The 16,671-nt window shown below is 66.0% G+C and carries 13 protein-coding genes; 6 read left to right on the top strand and 7 right to left on the bottom strand.

Annotation, left to right across the window (positions count from 1 at the left end; genetic code table 11):
• Positions 1-146 precede the first annotated feature (146 nt).
• Positions 147-557, bottom strand: coding sequence for an MAPEG family protein (locus J7355_RS14520; RefSeq protein ID WP_209063925.1), 411 nt, complete (start codon positions 555-557; stop codon positions 147-149).
• Between the two features lie 219 nt (positions 558-776).
• Between J7355_RS14520 and J7355_RS14515 the strand changes: the two genes are divergently transcribed.
• Positions 777-1,187, top strand: coding sequence for a GFA family protein (locus tag J7355_RS14515; protein WP_209063922.1), 411 nt, complete (start codon positions 777-779; stop codon positions 1,185-1,187).
• Between the two features lie 58 nt (positions 1,188-1,245).
• Here the strand turns inward: J7355_RS14515 and J7355_RS18065 are convergent, their stop codons facing one another.
• Positions 1,246-2,646: a fatty acid desaturase gene (locus tag J7355_RS18065; protein ID WP_209063920.1), complete on the bottom strand. Its 1,401-nt coding sequence runs from the start codon at positions 2,644-2,646 to the stop codon at positions 1,246-1,248.
• Positions 2,647-2,773: 127 nt separating this feature from the next.
• Between J7355_RS18065 and J7355_RS14505 the strand changes: the two genes are divergently transcribed.
• From J7355_RS14505 to J7355_RS17915, 5 genes are all read left to right on the top strand, one after another.
• Positions 2,774-3,415 carry a TetR/AcrR family transcriptional regulator gene (locus J7355_RS14505; RefSeq protein WP_209063918.1) on the top strand — a complete coding sequence of 214 codons (642 nt, stop codon included), beginning with the start codon at positions 2,774-2,776 and terminating at the stop codon, positions 3,413-3,415.
• Positions 3,416-3,507: 92 nt separating this feature from the next.
• The gene (locus J7355_RS14500) at positions 3,508-4,278 is read left to right on the top strand and encodes an ATP-binding cassette domain-containing protein (RefSeq protein ID WP_209063916.1); all 771 of its coding nucleotides are present in this window, start codon (positions 3,508-3,510) and stop codon (positions 4,276-4,278) included.
• 10 nt (positions 4,279-4,288) lie between these two features.
• Positions 4,289-4,993, top strand: a complete 705-nt coding sequence (locus J7355_RS14495) for an ABC transporter permease (protein ID WP_209063937.1) — start codon at positions 4,289-4,291, stop codon at positions 4,991-4,993.
• Between the two features lie 11 nt (positions 4,994-5,004).
• Positions 5,005-5,733, top strand: coding sequence for an ABC transporter permease (locus J7355_RS14490; RefSeq protein ID WP_209063914.1), 729 nt, complete (start codon positions 5,005-5,007; stop codon positions 5,731-5,733).
• Positions 5,734-5,871: 138 nt separating this feature from the next.
• Positions 5,872-6,000 (top strand): hypothetical protein, encoded by a 129-nt coding sequence (locus J7355_RS17915; protein ID WP_280637627.1) that lies wholly within the window; start codon positions 5,872-5,874, stop codon positions 5,998-6,000.
• Here the strand turns inward: J7355_RS17915 and J7355_RS14485 are convergent, their stop codons facing one another.
• The 5 genes from J7355_RS14485 to recC form a co-directional block, all read right to left on the bottom strand.
• Entirely contained in the window at positions 6,001-6,333 is a 333-nt protein-coding gene (locus tag J7355_RS14485; protein ID WP_209063912.1) for a helix-turn-helix domain-containing protein, read from the bottom strand.
• A gap of 2 nt (positions 6,334-6,335) precedes the next feature.
• A complete protein-coding gene (locus J7355_RS14480) occupies positions 6,336-6,668 on the bottom strand; it encodes a type II toxin-antitoxin system RelE/ParE family toxin (RefSeq protein ID WP_209063910.1) in 333 nt (110 codons plus the stop codon).
• Between the two features lie 22 nt (positions 6,669-6,690).
• The gene (recD, locus tag J7355_RS14475) at positions 6,691-8,607 is read right to left on the bottom strand and encodes an exodeoxyribonuclease V subunit alpha (RefSeq protein ID WP_209063909.1); all 1,917 of its coding nucleotides are present in this window, start codon (positions 8,605-8,607) and stop codon (positions 6,691-6,693) included.
• Positions 8,608-9,316: 709 nt separating this feature from the next.
• Positions 9,317-12,985, bottom strand: a complete 3,669-nt coding sequence (gene recB / locus J7355_RS14470) for an exodeoxyribonuclease V subunit beta (protein WP_209063907.1) — start codon at positions 12,983-12,985, stop codon at positions 9,317-9,319.
• A complete protein-coding gene (gene recC, locus J7355_RS14465; RefSeq protein ID WP_209063906.1) occupies positions 12,982-16,383 on the bottom strand; it encodes an exodeoxyribonuclease V subunit gamma in 3,402 nt (1,133 codons plus the stop codon). Before recC ends, recB begins: the two co-directional genes overlap by 4 nt.
• Between the last annotated feature and the right edge of the window lie 288 nt (positions 16,384-16,671).

The following is a 16,671-nucleotide window of genomic DNA, read 5'->3' as shown; positions in this document are numbered from 1 at the left end:
GAAGGCGATCGTCGGCGCGAGCATGCGAAAGCTCGTGCATCTGATCTATGGCGTCATCAAATCAGGACAGCCGTTTCGGACTGAAATACCAATGGCGGGACTTGAAACTCAAGAGGGTATCTGACCCTCAGCTTCTCTGGTCAGCGTCAACCCATCAGGGTCAACGCCATATAAGCGATCAACCCGATCTGGATCAAAAAGAACGTCGCCCGCACCGAGATCAACACGAACGATGTGCCGATCAGATGGGCGATGCTTTGTACCAAGCGCGCATAAAACACGTAGGCCGCCAGGGCGTCCACGACCGCACTCTGGCCGCTGGCCACGCCGGCCAGCACCACTGCCGCGAACAACGGCAGATTTTCCACGCAGTTCATGTGCGCGGCTTTGGAACGCTGGAGTATCGGCGGATCGTCGACGGCATCGCTGCTGTTGCGTTCCCAGTGGTCCGCGCGCTGGCGGCCGGCCAGGATCACGGGTACGCGATAGGTCGCATAGCTCAGCGCCAGCACGATGGTCCAGAGTACGAACGCCATCAAGGCGGTGATCGCGGTCATGTGGTTCTCCCTTGGTTGTTGTAGTTTACTGCAGCGCCAGCCGGTGGGTCGGGCGCCTTACGCGTTCGTAACGCTCGCAGATAATCGCAGCGCGCTCGCGCAATACTAACACGGCTTCGTGTATGGCCGCCGCCCGGGCTTTGAAGCGACGGGTCACGCGAGGTTAACCGGGACAGCCTAAGAATGAGGCGGGATGATAGTCGCGGCAGATAGGAAACCGTGGTCTGTCCCCTATTGTTTACGCAGTTCACCCTCACCGGCAGTCCGGTGGCGGTGGGTTATTGCCACTGCGAGTCCTGCCGGCACTGGTCGGCCGGGCCGGTCAACGCCTTTACGTTGTGGAAGCCGGAGGCGCTGACGATCACCCAGGGCGAGGACGCCATCCAGACCTACCACAAGACCGAGAACACTTATCGCAAGTGGTGTTCACACTGCGGCGGACACGTCTTCGCCGAGCATCCGGGGCTGGAGCTGGTGGACGTATTCGCCGGTGTGCTGAGCGACTTCCCGTTCAAGCCGGAAGCACACGTGAACTATCAGGAGACGGTGCTGCACATCCACGACGGCCTGCCCAAGTACCGGGATTTTCCGGCCGAGATGGGCGGTTCGGGCGAGACGCTGGCGGAATAGACGCCGGTGGCGATGCACCCCGGCCGCGGCGTTGACGCCACGGCCGGGATGTTTTCGTCTATGCGCTCAGAGGCACGAAATCCTGTTTCTCGCGCACCGCGCAGCGCGGGCAGGCCCAGTCGTCGGGAATGCGTGACCAGGCGGTGCCGGGTTCGAAACCCTCGCTCGGGCAGCCTTCGGTCTCGTCGTAGACGAAGCCGCATTCGACGCATTCGAAACGCGAGGCCCGGGCCAGGTCGGCTGCGCCGGCTTCGGTCTCGCCCGGCGTCGCGTTGGCGTCAGCGGCGCGCGCATCGGCGTCCGCCGGCGGCGGATAGCGGCGCAGGAGCGCGTCGCGCTTGCCCGGCTGCAGGTTGGCGAAGCGGATATCGCCGTCGTGGTGGGCGACCACGCGCGGATCCATGACCCGATACCACAGCGGCGGAAGGTAGGCCAGCACGATCATGCCGGCATAGCCGGTGGGCAGCTGCGGCGCATCGTCGAAATGCCGCAGCGCCTGGTAGCGGCGCGTCGGATGGGCGTGGTGATCGGAATGGCGCTGCAGGTGATAGAGCAGCACGTTCGTCACGATGTGATTGTTGTTCCAGGAATGACGCGGCTGACAGCGTTCGTAGCGCCCGTCCGCGGTCTTCTGCCGCAACAGGCCGTAGTGTTCCAGATAGTTCACGACCTCGAGCAGGCTCGCGCCGATGAACGCCTGGATCAGCAGAAACGGCAGCACCACCCAGCCGAACGCTGCGGTCAGCGCCGCGAACAGCACGACCGTCATGGCCCAGGCCTGGAGATTGTCGTTCTGCCAGCTCCAGACCGAGGCGCCGCGGCGTTCGAGGCGCTCGCGCTCGATGCGCCAGGCCGAGCGCAGGCTGCCGATCATGGTGCGCGGCAGAAAGGCATAGAAGGATTCGCCCATGCGCGCACTGGCCGGATCCTCCGGCGTGGCGACATGCCGATGATGGCCCTTGTTGTGCTCGACGAAGAAATGACCGTAGGCCACCGGGGCGAGCGCGATCTTGGACAGCCAGCGTTCGACGGACGGCTTCTTGTGACCGAGTTCGTGCGCGGTGTTGATGGCCACGCCCGACAGGATGGCCATCGACCAGGTCAGGCCCACCAGCGCGACCGCGCCGAGCGTGCCGCTGCCCACCAGCCAGGCCGCCCACACGGTCACCACGTACTGCACCGGAATGAACAGGTACGTGCACCAGCGGTAGTACGGGTCCGACTCGAGCGCGGCGAGCGCGCCCTCGTCCGGGTTCGTGGTGTCCTTGCCGACCGCGAAGTCGGCGATCGGCACCAGCACGTAGAGGAAGAACGGCGCGAAGAACCACATCGCCGACCAGCCGGTCGCGGCCGCGAGGCCGCCGCCGATCAGCGGCAGGAAGGCGACGATGATGCCCCATAGCCAGAGATAGCGCTTGCCATCGTGGGGCGTGTTCAGGTCGGCGGCATTGACGCTCATGGGAATCCTCCGTCAGCTCGTTGTTTGGATATTGGTGTTGTCGAGCATCACAAAGTCTACAATTGAACGACCGATCGTTCAAATCATCGAATGCTATGATCCGGCGCTCGCTCTCGAGGGGTCATCCATGGCGCGCCGACCGGTTTCGGAAACGGGGGACACCCATGCGCATCTGCGACGCGTATCGTTCCGTCTGTTCGGCCAGTTCGGCTATGACGGCGTGTCGCTGCTGACCATCGCCCAGGCGGCCGGACTGACGAAATCGGCGATGTACGGCCACTTCGCCGGCAAGCAGGCGCTCTATGCCGACTGCATGACCCAGCTCGTGGCGCTGTTCGAGGCCCATGTGCTGGACACGGCCGGCACGGCCGACGACGCGCTCGAACGCGTGATTCTTCTGTTCCGGGGCCTGCAGAACCTGAGCACCGACGAGCGCGTAGCCGACGGCATCGGCGGCTACTGGCTACGGCCGAACACGGCCGACGTCACCGACGCCCGCGAGGTGCTCAAGCACTTCGAGACGCGCGCGCGCGACGTCGTCGAGGCTTACGTGGTCGAAGCCCAGGCCGCCGGCCGGCTCAAGCAGAACGCGCCGCCGAAGGAGATCGCGCGGGCGTTCATCGCGATCATGGAGGCGATCGTGCTGCCGTTGGGCGAGCGCGCCACGTCGGATCAGTCGGAACTGGTCAGCGTACTCGCCAAGATCTTCTTCGAGGCGTACGCCACCGATACCACCACCATCGAGCGCGCCCGGGCGGTGCTCGGCTAGCGCCCGCTGCCCGGCGCGGGTCGGCGCCGGCCTTGCTAGACTGGGGCGCCGACGCTGCCGAGACGTTTTCGCCGACACCGGACCACCGATTCATGCCCGACGCTCCCATCCCGCTCGTCGTCGACGATCTGCACAAGCGTTTCGGTGACAACGAGGTGCTCAAGGGGCTGTCGCTGACGGCGCATCAGGGCGACGTGATCTCGCTGATCGGGGCCTCGGGCTCGGGCAAGAGCACGTTTCTGCGCTGCATGAATCTGCTGGAGCAGCCGGACGCGGGCGATATCACCGTCCACGGCGAGGCGATCGCGTTTCGCGAGACCAAGCGCGGGCGCACACCGGCGGACTGGAAGCAGGTCGAGCGTATCCGCGCGCGCCTGTCCATGGTGTTTCAGAACTTCAATCTCTGGGCGCACCTGACGCTGTTGCAGAACGTGATCGAGGCGCCGGTCCACGTGCTGGGCGTCAAGAAACGCGAGGCGCGCGAACGCGGCTTGGCCCTGCTCGAACGCGTCGGCCTGGCCAGCCATGCCGCGCATTTCCCGGCCCAGCTGTCGGGCGGCCAGCAGCAGCGCGGCGCGATCGCGCGGGCCCTGGCGATGGAGCCGGAGGTGATGCTGTTCGACGAGCCCACCTCGGCGCTCGACCCGGAACTGGTCGGCGACGTGCTGCGGGTGATGCGCGAACTCGCCGAGGAAGGCCGCACCATGATCGTGGTGACCCACGAGATGGATTTCGCCCGCGATGTCTCGAGCCAGGTGCTGTATCTCCACGAGGGTCGCGTCGAGGAAGCGGGCAAGCCGGCCGAGGTGCTGGGCTCGCCGAGTTCGGCCCGGCTGCGCCGGTTTCTGGCGCCCCGCTTCTGACGTCGCCGGCGTGCTCTGGATCGACTTTCACGGCTACGGCCCGCGCCTGCTCAGCGGAGCCTGGCTGACCTTCGAGCTGGCGATCCTGTCGCTGGCGCTCGCGCTCGTGCTCGGCCTGATCGCGGCGAGCGCGCGGCTGTCGCGCTCGCGCGGCGCGGCCGGCGTGGCCACGACCTATACCACGCTGATCCGCGGGGTGCCCGACCTGGTGCTGATGATGCTGCTGTTCTACGGCGGCCAGATCGGCGTGAACATGGTCACCGACCAGCTCTACGCGTTGTTCGATATCGATATATTCATCAATATCAATCCGTTCATCGCGGGCGTGACCACGCTCGGCGTGATCTACGGCGCCTACATGGCCGAGACGTTTCGTGGCGCCTTCATGGCCGTCGACGAAGGGCAGATGGAGGCCGCGCGCGCCTACGGCATGTCGCCCTGGCGCACGTTCAAGCGCATCCGGTTTCCGCTGATGATGCGCCATGCCCTGCCGGGACTCGGCAACAACTGGCAGGTGCTGCTCAAAAGCACCGCCCTGGTCTCCATCATCGGTCTCACCGACATGGTGCGCGTGGCGGACAAGGCGACCAAGGCCACCCACGAGCCGTTCCTGTTCATGCTGCCGGTCGCGGTCGGCTATCTCGCGATGACCACGGTGTCCGAACTGGCGATGCTGTGGCTCAAGCGACGCTACGACACCGGCTTCGAGCACTAGGAGCGCGGCGCATGGAACAATGGCTCGCCCACGTCGCGCCCTGGCTGTCGGCCAACGATATCTTCACGCCGGCCACGCTCGCGCGTTACTGGACGGGGCTGGTCAACACCGTGGATCTGGTGTTCGTATCGCTGATCATCGGCCTGATGATGGCGGTGCCGCTGGCGATCGTGCGCTCCAGCCGGCGCTGGTGGCTGTCCGGACCGGTCTGGGTCTATACCTATATATTCCGCGGCACGCCGCTGCTCATTCAGCTCTATCTCGCCTACTACGGCTTCGCCTTCGTACCCGGCGTGCAGGACAGCTGGCTGTGGTTCTTCATCGAGGATCCAGTCTACCCCGCGCTGTTCGCGTTCACGCTCAACACCGCGGCCTACACCACCGAGATATTCCACGGCGCCATCAGGGCGACGCCGCGCGGCGAACTGGAAGCCGCGCGCGCCTACGGCATGTCGAGCGCCCGGGCCTATCGCCGGATCGTGCTGCCGAGCGCCTTCCGGCGCGCGCTGCCCGCCTACGGCAACGAGGTCATCTTCATGCTGCACGCGAGCGCGATCGCCAGCGCGGTCACCATCATGGATCTGACCGGCGCCGCATATTTCGTCTATGCCCGCTTCTATACCCCGTTCCCGGCCTTCATCTGCGTGGCGCTGATCTATATGGGGCTGACCTTCGCGATTCTCGCAGTCTTCCGGACGCTCGAACGCCGGCTGCTGCGCCACCGCCAGCCGGCGGCCTGAGCACCGTTCTTTGCGCGCGCATCCGGCAACTGGGCAAGATGGCGCCGTACCCATGGCAGGCCGCCGGAGCGAATGCTGCAGGCCACGCGTGCCGCCAACCGAATCACATCCAATCTCGTCCAACCAAGGGAGCTCATCATGAACCGAACGCTCACCGCGCTGCTCGCCGGCGCGCTGATCCTGGCCACCGTCGGCGTCGCCCAGGCGCGCGGCGATCATGTCCGCATCGGCGTCGACGTGCCCTATGTGCCGATGGAATTCGCATAACTAGTTGGGGTCAGGTCTTGCATCGTGCGCCGCCGCAATGACATTGGACTCCGTAAGCGCGCCGAGTACAGCATCGGGCCGCCGATCAAGCACATTGAGCAAAACCCGAGCCGGGCCGTGCGGCTGTCGATCCCCACGCTCCCAATGCCGCAATGTCCCGAGACTGATACCGAACGAAGCAGCGAACTCGCGCTGGGTCATGCCCACCTTATCGCGCACGGCCTTAACGTCTGTAGCCGACATTTCATGAACGATGACCTCGTTCGGCTTATTCGCTTGATGCGCGATCGCCTGCTCGAGACCGGCCTTGATACTTTCAAACGCGTCACTCATGTCTAGACTCCTGCTGCCCTGGTGAGCAGCGCGACAAGCTGAGCAAGTGCGTTGCGTTCAGCTTGAGAGATATTGGCCTTTTCGTTCTTGCCGAAAATCGTGAGCAGATAAAGGGGTATGCGTTCGTCGTGAAAGTAGTAGACGACACGAACGCCACCGCTTTTGCCGGATCCGTCGCGAGCCCATCGAAGCTTTCGTATGCCGCCGGTGCCTCGCATGAGGTCGCCGGCTTTTGGATGTTCTGCCAGATACGCGATCAGCGCTTGGTAGTCAGCATCGCCGATCAACTTGCGAATCTTGCGCGAGAACTCCGGCGTCTCGGCTACGGTCTGCATGCGAGAATAGTACGCCAATGGATTACTTTTCGCGAGGTTGGGCGATGCGCTCTGCTAACGCCGATACTCTCAAGACGCGACAAGTAACGGTTTTCTCAAGCGCGTTTCGTTGCGAGTAAATCGATAACTGCTCCCGCCCCCGGGTCAACCCCGTATAAAACAACTCCTGAGTCAAAACCGGCACGTCGTAATCCGGCAGCACGAGCGTCACGTAATCAAACTCCGACCCCTGACTCTTGTGAATCGTCATCGCATACACGGTGTCGTGCGCGGGTAGTGCGCTAGGCAAGAATGCACGCAAGCCGTTGTCCCCCTCGAACCAGACACGGATCTGTCCGGACTCGTTGCAGAGTGCAACACCCACGTCGCCGTTAAAAAGACCCGTGCGGTAGTCATTTCGTCTAACCATGACCGGGCGGCCGTGGTACCAGGCATTGGCGGCGTTGAAGTCGAAGCGCCGGGCCAGGCGTTCGGTGATACCGGCGTTGAGGGTTTCGCTGCCCGCGGGGCCCTGGCGTACGGCGGTGAGCACGCATTGCTTGCCGAGCTGGGCAAGGGCGGTCGTTGGATTACCGGCTTCGCAAAGCCCCGCGTAATTCTCGGCGAGGCGATCCATGAGTGTGTTGAGTGCGGCGGCGTCCGCCCGATCGTGATAGACAAGGTCGTCGTGGCCGGCGTGGAGCAGCGCTTGTACGGCCTCGATATCGCCGGCGTTCACGGCCGCGGCAAGGCGCCCGATGGTGCTGTGGGCGTTGAAGCGGCGGCTGGTTTGTAGCGTGACGACATGATCGGCCAGCGGTTGCGTGGCCGGGTCGGGCGCTTCGCGCAATAGGTCGCCCGCAGCGGCCCGCTGATTTGCGGTGAAGCGGTTCACGCGGGCGTTGGCGCAGATCTCCGCGAGCACGGAGCCGGATTCCACCGAGGCGAGCTGGTAGCGGTCGCCGAGCAGGACGAGCCGGGCGTCGTTGCGGATGGCGTCCGCCAGCTTGGCCATCATGGGCAAGTCGACCATCGAGGCTTCGTCGACGATCACCACGTCGTAGGGCAACGGGTTGTCGGCGTTGAAGCGCGGCCGCGTGGTCGCGCCGCCCAGGCCGAGCAGGCGATGCAGCGTGCGCGCGTTCTGGGGCACGTGTTCTTCGATGCGTTGCTTGTCGAAGGTCGCGTCCGCGCTCATGTCGTCGAGGCCCTTGCGGACAGATTCGACCATGCGCGCGGCGGCCTTGCCGGTGGGCGCGGCCAGCGCGACGAGCGGCGGTGTTTCGTCTTGGCCGAGCGCGGCTTCGATGAGCACGCGCAGCAGGCGCACGATGGTGTAGGTCTTGCCCGTGCCCGGCCCGCCGGAAATCACGGTGAAGCGGTGGCGCAGGGCGGCGAATGCGGCGACGGCCTGCCAGTTGGTGGCGTTCGGGTTGGCGGCATCGGCTGCGAACAGGCCGTTGCCGGGTTTGAGCGCGTCGACGTTTACCGGGGTTGGCTCGGCGGCCATCAGCTCGCGGAGGCGTTCGGCCAGTTTGGTTTCGTAGGCGTGGTAACGCTGCAGATACAGCCGGCCGCCTTCAAGGACCAGCGGGCGGGTCGGCGTGTCGTCGGGCGCGGGTTCGTCGTCAAGCACGGTTACGAGATCGCTGGCGGCGAGCGCGCCGGGTAGTTCGGCCTGATTCGCGGCGCTCATCAACGCCGTGGGGATTTGATCCAGCGCCAGACAGGTATGGCCCTGGGCCACGGCCCAGCTCGCGAGCGCGAAGGCGCGGGCGACGAGTCGGTCCGCGCCGTGGCGGCGGGCCCAGTGGGCGAGCGCCAGGTCGAGATCGGAAAGGTTCGCGTCTTCGGCGAGCGCTCGCGGGTCTAGGAGCGGTTCGGTATTCGGCTGTGGCGGCGTTTTTGCGGCTTTGGTCGGCTCGGAATCGAACAGGTCGCCGGTTTGGGATTCGTTCATGGGCGGCCTCGGTTGGGTTCCAGTCGCCGAGGGATTCGGGCCTGCAACGGCTTGTGATCAAGTAAGCGGGTGGATTCTGGCTTGTGGTTTCGCGCTGATGCGCGAGGCACTTCTCTTTGCTTGTCCAAAGAGAAGTACCCAAGAGAAAAGACACCCTGTCTTGCGTCGGCGCTTCGCGCCGATGCCCTGCGCGGCTCCGGCCGAACGCGGGCCAGCCGGAAACTCGCTTCGCTCAAACATCCGGCTGCCTTTTCCGCGTTCGTCCTCCTCTGCTCGGCGCTGCGCCCAAGGGGCCCGAATACAGGCAAGCTCGCTGTCGGTCGTTCAAGGCCGAAGCTGTTTGTTTGTATTCGGCCCCGTTGCGCAGCGACGGAGACGCGCAGCGGCGACGGGTGTCCGGCGCATTGCGCCGGTGCGGCCAGCCTGTTTGAGGATCGCCAAAGCGATCCGAGTTCTGCGCGCGTCCCGTCGGCGCGAGCATCGAAGTAAACCGGCGTAAGCCGGCGCTGTGGCCGGTGCCCTTTCCTTTGCTCACTTTTGTTTGGACAAGCAAACGAAAGTGAGTCGCGCTGCAGCGCGAAACCAGAGGGCCGATAGGCTCGTGAGTACCGAGCGCTTGATAACGTGAGCGGCGCGGGCCAGTGGTGCGGCCCCCGGCGATATCGGCTGACGGCTTTCGGCGCAAGCCGACCTACGTTTGGATTCGCGTTCATGCGGTGGCGTCCTGGTTCGCGGTTTCGGCATCGAACAGCGCATCCAGCGTTTCCACCAGCGCGATGTCCGGCGTGTCGGTGAAAACGCCCGTGCTCGTTTCGCCGTCCATCGCCCGCACGAACAGATACTGCACGCCGCCGAGATGCCGGGCCGGGTCGTATCTAACGCTCAGGCAGCGGCGCAGGTGGCGGTGCAGGGCGACGGTGTAGATGAGGTACTGCAGGTCGTAATGGGCACGGCCGATGGCGCGCTTCAGCGCGGCGTCGCGGTAGGCGGCGGGCGTGTCGCCGAGGCGGTTGGTCTTGTAGTCCAGCACGTAATAGGCGCCGTCGTGCTCGACCACGAGGTCGATGAAGCCCTGCATGAGCCCGTACAGCGTCTGCTGGGGGTGACCGCCGAGTGCCGCGGGCAGATAGCCGGCCGCGCGCAGCGTGTCGACCAGCGTGCCGAGGCGGTTGCCGCGCAGGCGCAGCATGAACTCCATTTCGGTGAGCATGTGCGTGCGCTCGATCGCGGCCAGCGGGCCGATGCGCGGCAGCGGCGCATGCAGCGTGCGGGCTACGAGATGGGCCGTGTCGTCGATACGCGGATCGTTTTCGTCCTGTTCTATCAGGCCGTACTTGCGCAGCGTGTCGTAGACGAAGCGGCGCTGGCGTTCTCCGAGTGGCTCGCCCGGCGCGGGCCAGGGTGCGTGCTGGCGGTTCTTGAGTATGTCTTCGAGCACGTCGTGTACCGCCGAGCCGAAGCGCACGCCGGCCAGGCGTTCGTCGAGTTGCGGCAGCGCGCCGGCGTCGTCCGCGGGGTCGGTTTCGGCCGCGGTGCCGGCGATTTCGTCTTCAGCGCCGGGCTCAGGCAGCTCGGCGGGCTGGCTGTCCGCGGGCGCGTGCGCCAGGCGCGAAAAGCTGTAGGTGGACCAGCGCAGGCGCGGCGCGGGCAGGTCCTGGCGCGCTTCGATCAACGTATCGGCGTCCAGCGGGGCGCGATGTTCGCCGAGCGCCGGGCGGGCGTAAAAGTCCAGCGTTTCGATATGCACCGCCTGCGGATGGTCGCGTTCGAGCGTGGCGAGACTGTCTGCGTCTGACGCGCCGTCGCGTTGCAACAGATCGGCCAGCGCGGCGGTGCTGATGTAGTCGTCCGGCGTGCGCCAGCCGACGATCACCGCCTGTTCCGCACGCGTGAGCGCGACATAAAGCAGGCGCAGCGCTTCCGATCGGGCTTCGATCACGGCCTGTTGCTGGTTGTTCTGATCGCTGCCCACGAGGTCGATCCGCGCCTGGCCGTCGTCGTCGTGGAAGATCAGCGGCGGCTTGTCGGGCGCGCCGGCGGTGCCGAGCCAAAGCGCGAACGGCATGAACACGATCGGATACTGCAGGCCCTTGGCGGCATGCACGGTGCTGATGCGCACGAGATCGGCGTCGGATTCCAGCCGCAGCTGGCTTTCGTCGTCCATGCCCATGCCCTGGCCGTCGTTCGCGGCGCGGATATGGTCGTCCAGCCAGCGCACGACGCTGGCCATGCCGAAGCACTGGCTTTCGGCATCGGCCAGCAGTTCGCCGAGCTGCAGATAATTGCTCATGCGCCGCTCGCCGTCCGTCAGCGCGAGCAGGCCGGGTGCGGCGTCCATGAACAGTTGTTCCAGCGCGGTGAGCACGCCGCGCGCGGCCCAGGCTTCGTGCAGGGCGTGGAAGCGTTCGATGGCGAGCTGCATGGCGTGGTCGTCGTCGGCCAGGTCGATCAAATCGGCGAGGCGTTTGCCGAGCAGGGTGGTCGGCTGCGCGGCGCGTACCGCCATGGCGTCGTCGGGCGTGGCCATGGCGCGCAGGACGAGCTGGAGTTCCGCGGCCTCCTCGGCGGCGAATACCGAATCGCGATGCTGGCAGACGGCCATGATGCCATGCTGGGCCAGTGCGGCCTGCAGCGCGGTGGCTTCGGCGTGCTTGTTCACAAGCACCGCGATATCGCGCGGGGCAATGGGCGCCTGGTGGCCGTCGGCGTGTTCCCAGTGGGCGGACTGGCCGTCGAGCAGTTGGCCGATCTGCGCGATGGTCTGGTCGATGAGCCGCGTGTTGTCGTCGGCTTTCGACGGGTTCTTGCGCTTGCCGTTTTTCAGAGTGTCTTCGCCGCCCTGAAGCTGCCAGACCGTAAAGGCGGGCAGCTCGCCGTCCGCGGTGACGATGCGCTTGTCGTTCGCCGCGCGCCCGGCTTCGACCCTCGGAAAGTCGATATCGGGCACCACGAACGGATCGGCGTTGGGCAGCGCGTACAGCGCTTCGATCGCGGACAGGACCTGCGGGGTGGAGCGGAAGTTGGTCGTCAGCGTATAGCGGGCCTCGTCGGCCGCGCGGACGGCGGCGAGATAGGCATAGATATCGCCGCCGCGAAAACCGTAGATCGCCTGTTTCGGGTCGCCGATGAGCAGCAACGCGCCGTGCTCGCGCGGGCGGTCCAGATAGATACGCCGCAGGCTGACGTATTGCAGCGGATCGGTGTCCTGGAATTCGTCGACCAGCGCATAGGGCCAGCGCGCGTGCAGGGCGTCGGCCAGCGCGTCGCCCGTGGCGGGCGCGGTGAGCGCGTCGTGGAGCGCGGCGATCAGGTCGTCATAGCTGTACTGGCGCCGATCCGCCTTGCGCTGGGCGGCACGGGCGCGAACGGCGGCCACCGCGTCGGCGATCGCGACCAGTCGGGCGAGCGGCTGGAGTTCGGCGAGTACGGCCAATGTGGGCAGTTCGGCCAGCGGTTCGGCGTAGGTCTGGAACTTCGCGGCCTTCTTGAACTGGGCCGCGGGGCGTGCGATACAGGTGAGCCATTCGGGCAGCGCGGGCACGCGACCGGTTTCGATCGCGGCGCGGATACGATTATCCAGAGCGGCGACCGATGCCTCGATATCCTCTTCTTCGGCGAGTGCGGCGTAGAGCGGCTCGCTCTTGAGCAGCGCGTCGGCCTCGAATGCCTCGACCAGCGCAGCGGCCAGAGCCGCGGCGGTGCCCGGCCAGGTCTCGGCGAGCTGTTTCTGCAGAGCGGCCAGCCGGGTTTCGTCGATCCCGGCGAGTTTCGTGTGCGGGCGTGCGAGCACCGGGCGGAGGGTGTCGTGGAGCGCGTCCGGTGTGGGCCAGAGGCTGAGGATGTCGCCGGCGGTGTCGCCCGCGCCGAAAACGTGTTCGCGCCAGTAGTCGGTCGCGGCCTCGCGATAGAGGCTGGGGTCGTCGATCGGTTCGCCGCGATCAAACGCCAGGGCGGACTCGAAGGCGTTTTCGGTGGCCGCACGCTGGGCGAAGCCGTGGATTGTGACGATGGTGGCTTCGTCCACGCGCGCGGCGGCATCGGCCAGGCGGCGGGCCAGCGCCACGCGATCCTCGTCGCGGCTTTCCAGCACCGCGAGTGTGAACGCGTGTTCCGGATTGTCCGGCGCGGCGTGCTCGGGGGCGTAGGCAATGCGCGCGGCATCCGCGAGGCGCGCGCGAATACGTTCGCGCAGCTCCTGGGTGGCGGCGCGGGTGAAGGTCATCACCAGGATGTCGCGAACGCTGGCGTTCTCTTCGATGATCAGCCGCAGGTACAGGCCGGCGAGGCTGAAGGTCTTGCCGGTGCCCGCGCTGGCTTCGATCAGGCGCAGGCCGGAAAGCGGCAGCGTTTCGGCTTCGAAGGGCTGGGCGGCGTTCATGCGGTGGCCTCCGTCACGGTATCGGCAGGCAGGACAATACGGTTCATCGGGCCGCTGATGCGGGGGATGGCCGCGGTGAACGGGCTGTCGGTTTCGCTGTCGCCCAGCGGCGCGTCGTCGGGGCCGAGCAGCAGCCGGAAATAGGCGTCGCGCATGAGATGGTGCGGCTGATAGGCGGCCGGTTTGAAACGAAAGCCGAGGTTGTCGAACGCCTTGTTCTGGTCCGGGTTGTAGCTGTCGTCCAGATCCGGATGGTAGTGCAGCGGCGACTGCTGGCCGGCGATGTACAGATGCACGAGGTTGGCGAGTTCGTCGCGCGCGCTTGCGGCGTCGAGCCGGCCGGCGTACTGCACGAGCGACATGTTCTTCGGCTCGGGTGACAGGCCGGCGAGTTCCAGATCGACCTCGTGGCCGGCGGCAACCACGGCGAGATAGTCGATCCAGTAGCGCAGGCGGAAACGGGTCTTGAGCTTGCCGGTGCGCAGGCGACGCAGCGCGCCCGGCCAGAGCTGGCCGACACGGCCGATGAGGCGCACGCCCGCGACGTCCTCGAGCTGGATATCGACCGTTTCCGGCGCGCCCTCGGCTTTCCACGCCTGCCAGATCGGCAGCAGCGCGTTCACGGTTTCGGCCTCGGCGGCGAAGTTGGCCTCGGCGAGCGGCGGGGGCGGCAGGGTGCCGCGGGCGCGTTCTAGTGCGCTCGGCTCGAGTGCGATGTCGTCGCGCCCGGCCTTGTCGGCGCTGTCGAACAGCCGTTGACGCAGCCCGGCGGCCGAGAGCGGGTCCAGTGTCACGGGTTCGGCGTCGTCGACCTGATGATCCTCGATTTCCAGATCGAGCTTCACGCGTTCGCGGAAGAACGCGCGGGGCGGGTGGTCGAAGAAGCGTTTGAGACTGTCGAGATCGATCGCCTCGATGGCTTCGGTCGCGGGTGCCACGCTGTTGTCGAGCATGGGCGCGCGGACTTCGCGGGCGCTGACGGCCGCCTTGGTGGCATCGCGCCAATCGCCGGCGAAGGTGAATACGCGGCGGTCCGGTTCGTCCGGTGCGAAGTAACGGACCGAGAACGGCTGCATGGGCTGTTCGTGGATCAGCCGGCGACGAAATTCCTTGCCCGACCAGTCACGGAAATAATGACGATGGATGAATTCCAGCGTCTCGCCGACGATGGGCGACGGTGGCAGCGCCTCGCCGGTATGAACGTCCTGACCGACGTGGCTGATATAGAAGGTGTCGCGCGCGGCAGTGAGCGCCTGCAGGAACAGCAGGCGATCGTCGTCGCGGGTGTTGCGATCGCCCAGGCGCGGCCGGTTGAACATGACGTTGAACGCGCGGCCGGTGTCCTGGCGCGGGAAGGCGTCGTCGTTCATGCCCAGCACGCAGACCATGCGAAACGGCACCGCACGCAACGGCACCATGCCGCAGAAGGTGATGCCGCCGGCCAGAAACGGCTGGCGTTCGCTGGCCGAGTCGAGTGCGCTGCGCAGCATGTCGCGTACCGCGGGCCATGAGATGCGGCGGTCCTCGGCGAGCGGCGCTTCGCTGGTGCAGGTTTCGGCGGCCTCGAACTGCGCGAACACGCTGCGCAGCCCGTCCACGGCGCGTTGTTCGTCGGGCGCGTCCATGGCCGGGGTGATGAGCAGGTCGACCATGCGGTTGAGACGAATCTGCCAGTCGCCCGGCGTGGCGGCTTCCGCCAGCGCGTCGGCGATCTTCGACAGCGTGTTTTCGAAGCGCCAGAGCTTGCCGAGCGCGGCGGTGATGCCGCCTTCCAGGTCAGCCCAGGGCGCGACGCCGTCGGTCAGCGTTTCCTCGTCGGACTGGGCCACGCCGAGCAGCAGGCGGTCGAGGCCGAAACGCCAGCTGTTCTGCTCGAACGCGCCGGCGCCGAGCTGCGCACGATGTGTCTTGTCGCGGCCCCAGCGAATGCCGGCCTGGTCGATCCAGTCGGTGATCGCATCCAGTTCGCCGGCCGACAAGCCGAAGCGGCGCATCACCGCCGGCACGGCGAGCAGGTCGAGCAGCGCGCTGGCTTCCCAGCGCCACAGAGGTAGATCGAGCAGGGCGGATACGCAGGTCACGATCGGATGCGCGGCGGAACGCGCGCGATCGGCCAGTCCGAAGGGCAGATAGCGATCCGCTGGCGCGCCGCCGAATACGGCTTCGATAGCGGGGGCATAGGCGGCGACATCCGGCAGCATGACGATGATGTCGCGCGGCGCGAGCCGGTCCTTGTTATTTATTTCGCCGGCCGCGACGCGTTTGTCGTCGGCTGCCAGGCGGTCGAGCAGTTGATCCTGCAGCACCTGAATCTCGCGCAGCGGGCTGTGGCAGGCGTGGACTTCCAACGAGGTGTCGTTGTCGGCCATGCCCTGGATTGGATCGCTGCAATCGAGTTGAACGATATCGGTCTGAATACGATGCAGAAGGCTGTCGTTGCCGGGTATATCGTAGGCCATGAGCTCGCCCAGTTCGGGCTCGATCATGCCGGCGAACTCGTCCGAATAGAGCACGCGGAGCGTGTCGCGGGCCATGCGCCCGAGCGCGCCGAGCAGTGGGTGACCCGCTTCGACCGCGGCTTCGCCTGGCAGCAGGGTGCCGCCATCTTCGGTGGTCGGCAGGTCGAGTGCGAGCCGGCCGGTGGTCACGTCGCCCCAGTAGGCCTCGCTGGGGTTGGGCAACAGGAAATGCACGTCGATATGTTCGGCCAGCGCATAGAGCAGCCGCAGGTGATCGGGTGCGAGTGCGACGAGGCCGAAGCAGTAGAGCTTCTCCGGGCAGCAGGCGACCACGCGCTGCTGCAATGCCTTGTCGTCGCGCAGGCGGGTGATGAAGTCGGTGAGCACTCGCGCGCGATGGCGGCGGCCGAGTCGGCTCTCGTGGGTGAGCCAGCGCCAGACCTGGGCCTGCCAGCGACCGGGGTTGTCTGCCGGGGTTTCGCCATCTTCCCAGCGCGCGAGCATGTCGGCGCGATAGATCAGGTACTTGTCGAAGACGTCTGCGAGCTGGCGAGCGAGCTGGTAGCGGCGTACTTCGTCGACGGGATCGCCAAGATAGTCGGCGACGGCCGGAATTTCCGTCGCCATTGCAGGCAGTGCCGCGTAGAGATGCCAGGGCAGGCAGTCGGCTTCGAAGTGCTTGCCGGTCGGTACCTCCGCGTCGCGCACGGTGCGCAACAGGTTCCATATCCAACCGCCGGGCAGGACGATATCCAGATTGGCGGCGATGCCTTCGCTTTCCGCGAGCTGGATCGACAGCCAGCGGCCGATGCCGGGGTTGGGCGCGAGAACGGTATCGACGGCCAGCGGAGAGACCGGTCGCTCGGGCGACGGTTGGCGCAGCGCGCCGAACAGTTCGGCCAGTCGGGCCAGGTCGTTGTGATGATAGAGATAGAACATGACGCGGCGTTGAGAAAGACTCGATCCGGCATCGCAGTTTAGCGTGCGTGCTGGGTCAGATGGCGAGCCTGCGTCGTCGGAAAATGTCTGTAGACCGCTCGTTCTGCAAGAAAACTGCCTTATGCACCGACTTCGCGCATGTTGCACTGCGTCGATATGGCGCAGTGCAGCACTCGACGAGACGCGGCGAGATACAGACTTTAGTATTAAGCTTGGTTAGGAATATATATAAAACAGAAGGTTGCGGTATTTTTTGCGCCTCGGCGTCGTGGCTGCCCGTGATCGCAT

This window comes from Endozoicomonas sp. G2_2, assembly GCF_017744135.1.
GTDB lineage: Bacteria > Pseudomonadota > Gammaproteobacteria > Nevskiales > Salinisphaeraceae > Salinisphaera.
Note: the sequence above shows the minus strand (reverse complement) of the source record. Positions and strands in the feature narration are given on the sequence as shown.

Bases quoted from the DNA above. Each gene is read 5' to 3' on its own strand.
- J7355_RS14520 (WP_209063925.1), bottom strand. From the start codon at position 557: ATGACCGCGATCACCGCCTTGATGGCGTTCGTACTCTGGACCATCGTG.
- J7355_RS18065 (WP_209063920.1), bottom strand. From the start codon at position 2,646: ATGAGCGTCAATGCCGCCGACCTGAACACGCCCCACGATGGCAAGCGC.
- J7355_RS14505 (WP_209063918.1), top strand. From the start codon at position 2,774: ATGGCGCGCCGACCGGTTTCGGAAACGGGGGACACCCATGCGCATCTG.
- J7355_RS14500 (WP_209063916.1), top strand. From the start codon at position 3,508: ATGCCCGACGCTCCCATCCCGCTCGTCGTCGACGATCTGCACAAGCGT.
- J7355_RS14490 (WP_209063914.1), top strand. From the start codon at position 5,005: ATGGAACAATGGCTCGCCCACGTCGCGCCCTGGCTGTCGGCCAACGAT.
- J7355_RS17915 (WP_280637627.1), top strand. From the start codon at position 5,872: ATGAACCGAACGCTCACCGCGCTGCTCGCCGGCGCGCTGATCCTGGCC.
- J7355_RS14485 (WP_209063912.1), bottom strand. From the start codon at position 6,333: ATGAGTGACGCGTTTGAAAGTATCAAGGCCGGTCTCGAGCAGGCGATC.
- J7355_RS14480 (WP_209063910.1), bottom strand. From the start codon at position 6,668: ATGCAGACCGTAGCCGAGACGCCGGAGTTCTCGCGCAAGATTCGCAAG.
- recD (WP_209063909.1), bottom strand. From the start codon at position 8,607: ATGAACGAATCCCAAACCGGCGACCTGTTCGATTCCGAGCCGACCAAA.
- recB (WP_209063907.1), bottom strand. From the start codon at position 12,985: ATGAACGCCGCCCAGCCCTTCGAAGCCGAAACGCTGCCGCTTTCCGGC.
- recC (WP_209063906.1), bottom strand. From the start codon at position 16,383: ATGTTCTATCTCTATCATCACAACGACCTGGCCCGACTGGCCGAACTG.